The 2906-nt window shown below is 43.7% G+C and carries 3 protein-coding genes; all 3 read right to left on the bottom strand.

Annotated elements, in window-relative coordinates; translation table 11 throughout:
- On the bottom strand, nucleotides 1–685 hold a 685-nt coding region (gene uppS, locus IQ229_RS21955), incomplete at its 3' end, for a polyprenyl diphosphate synthase (RefSeq protein WP_194047366.1).
- Nucleotides 682–1605 carry a diadenylate cyclase CdaA gene (gene cdaA / locus IQ229_RS21950; protein WP_194047365.1) on the bottom strand — a complete coding sequence of 308 codons (924 nt, stop codon included), beginning with the start codon at nucleotides 1603–1605 and terminating at the stop codon, nucleotides 682–684. The genes uppS and cdaA, both read right to left, overlap by 4 nt.
- A gap of 102 nt (nucleotides 1606–1707) precedes the next feature.
- Nucleotides 1708–2906 (bottom strand): diaminopimelate decarboxylase (gene lysA / locus IQ229_RS21945; protein ID WP_194047363.1); only part of this gene is annotated, 1199 nt, incomplete at its 5' end.

Here is a 2906-nt window from a genome sequence, read left to right as displayed (position 1 = left end):
GGTCAAAATCGGGCCAGAGAGCATCGGTAATATAAATTTCTCCATAAGCCATTTGCCAGAGAAGAAAATTTGAGAGGCGCATTTCTCCACTAGTACGAATTAATAAATCTGGGTCAGTAATTCCGGCTGTGTACAAGTGGCTCTCAAACACCTGTTCATTAATTTCATCGGGTTGTAGCATACCTTGCTGGACTTGTTTTGCGATCGCCTGACAAGCTTGTAAAATTTCCTGCCGTCCGCCATAATTAGTAGCTACTGAAAACCGGATACCACGATTATTCTTAGTTTCTTCCATTGAACGGGAAATTTCTTGTTGAAGCGATCGCGGCAGATCTTGCAAATTCCCTACAAACTTAATTTGAACATTTTCTTCGACCATTTCCCGCAATTCTTGGCGCAAAACCCTTTGAAACAGAGTCATCAAAAAATCTACTTCTTCTTGCGGTCTTTTCCAATTTTCCGTTGAGAAAGCATAAGCTGTGAGTGCCTGAATCCCCCAATCTTGACAACAGCGAAGTAAATCTTTGAGAGCATCTACTCCTCGTTTATGACCCATAATCCGAGGTAGACCCTGACGTTTAGCCCATCGACCATTGCCATCCATAATCACCGCAACGTGCTGCGGCAATAGTTCTCGTTTTAAATCGGTAGGTAAATCTTGTAGTTTAGTTTGTTGTACTGTCATTTTTTATCTCGAGAAGCGGTCGATGGTAATCTGAGTAAACGTGAAACCAGTGCTAGTGTCTTCCCACCTATCTGACGAACAAAACTCAACAGACCAGGAGCAACAGCTTCCCTATCCACGGTTGGGGATAAAAGAGCTTCTAATGACTCTTTCAGTTTCCGAATCGTCAGCGGTCTATTTAGGGTTCCCCGTTCCGCTAAGGAAATAGAACCCGTTTCTTCAGAGACAACGACACAAATGCAATTTTCGATCCGCTCAGTAATTCCCATTGCCGCCCGGTGGCGTGTTCCCAACTGGCGCGAGGCTGTGCGTCCCGAAAGTGGTAAAATTATACCCGATGAGATGATCCGTGAGCCACGAATCAATGTAGCCCCATCGTGTAACAAAGTTTTCGGCTGAAAAATTGTCTGGATTAGTTCTTTAGAAACTTCCGCATTTAGCTTTACTCCTGGCACAGAAAAATCTCGCTCATCAATTGGCCCTGTGGTTTCCACAATTAGTAAAGCTCCAATGCGGTTTTTTGACAATTCTTTAACAGCCTCAACAATTTCATCAATTACACTATCAGATTTGGGGATTGCCAGACGGTCGGGTTGAAACAGCTGGCGGAATTCGCCACGCCCCAATTGCTCCAAAAACCGCCGAAACTCTGACTGTAGAGCAACTGCCATCGCCACAGCACAACCAATCACCAACTTTTCTAGTACAAAACTTAGCAGAGGTAGTCCGAATCTGCCACTTAGTGCTGAGGCTAGCATTAAGATAATGAATCCCCGCACCATCCATAGTGTACGGCGCTCACTAATAATAACTAGTATCATGTACGTCAGCGCCAGCACTAAGACAATATCCAGAGTCCCAAGTAGCAAGGACTGTGACCACCCCAGGTTTGTCAGCCATTGCTTCCACCAATCTCTCATGACATCTGGATTAAACTTTTGCCTCTAATTTACAGTTGGTCATTTGTCATTTGTCCTTTGTCATTTGCAAATGACTAATGACTAATGACCAAGGTCAAATGACTATTTCTTGAGTCTTTCTGGTAGGCGATCTTGTCGAATTAAATCTTCATAAGTTTCACGTTGCAAAATTAAATTTGCTTCGCCATTCGCCACTACGACTGCTGCTGGTCGGGGCAAGCGGTTGTAGTTAGATGCCATACTGTAATTGTACGCACCAGTTCCCATAACTACGAGAATATCCCCTGGTTCAGTCTTTGGGAGTAGAGCATTGTGAATCAGAATATCTCCTGATTCACAATGTTTACCAGCAATTGTGACTGTTTGAGTTAAGGGAGAAGACATTTTATTGGCAACTACTGCCCGATAAACAGATTGGTAAGTAATCGGACGGGGATTGTCAGACATTCCTCCATCAATTGCTACGTAAGTACGAATTTCTGGGATAACTTTGGATGAACCAATAGTATAGGCAGTAACGCAAGCTGTGGCAATTAGCGATCGCCCCGGTTCACACAATAATTTTGGCAAAGGCAGATTTTCGGCTGCACAAGCTTCTTGGATCACTTCACAAATCGGCTTCACCCACTCTTCAATACTAGGGGGATCGTCTGATTCTATATACTTAATCCCTAAACCACCACCGACATTTAACTCTGTTAGTTTTAAACCATACTTTGCCGCTTCCCGCAACCACTGCACCATCAAAGCTGCTAAATCTCGATGCGGTTGGCGTTCAAAAATTTGGGAACCAATATGAGCATGTAACCCTACGCAGTTAAGGAAAGACTGTTTATTGACAAAAGTAAATAATTCCTCTAACTCATTCGGATCAAAGCCGAATTTGCTATCTAATTGCCCTGTGCGGATATATTCATGTGTGTGACATTCAATACCCGGAGTCAAGCGCAACAAGAATCGAGGCTGTACGGTGGTAGAATTTGCCGTTTTGGCAATTTCAACCAAAGTGCGTAACTCGTGCCAGTTATCCACGACAATAGTGCAACCGAATTCTGTGGCAAAAATCAGTTCTTCACGAGATTTATTGTTGTTATGAAGATAGATTTTCTCAGGGTTGACACCTGCTTGCAGCGCGGTGTAAAGTTCACCGCCTGATGCAACATCAATTCCTAAACCCTCTGATGCCGCGATCGCACAAACTGCTAAACAATTCCAAGCTTTTGAGGCATACAATACTTGAGAGTCGCCCTTGTAGTATTGCTTGAAAGCATCTCGGTATTGCTGACAAGCCGAACGTAAGG

This window comes from Nostoc cf. edaphicum LEGE 07299 (assembly GCF_015207245.1).
Taxonomy (GTDB): domain Bacteria; phylum Cyanobacteriota; class Cyanobacteriia; order Cyanobacteriales; family Nostocaceae; genus Nostoc; species Nostoc edaphicum_B.
Note: the sequence above shows the minus strand (reverse complement) of the source record. Positions and strands in the feature narration are given on the sequence as shown.

Coding starts and splice junctions, on each gene's coding strand:
- cdaA (WP_194047365.1), bottom strand. CDS start 1,605: ATGAGAGATTGGTGGAAGCAATGGCTGACAAACCTGGGGTGGTCACAG.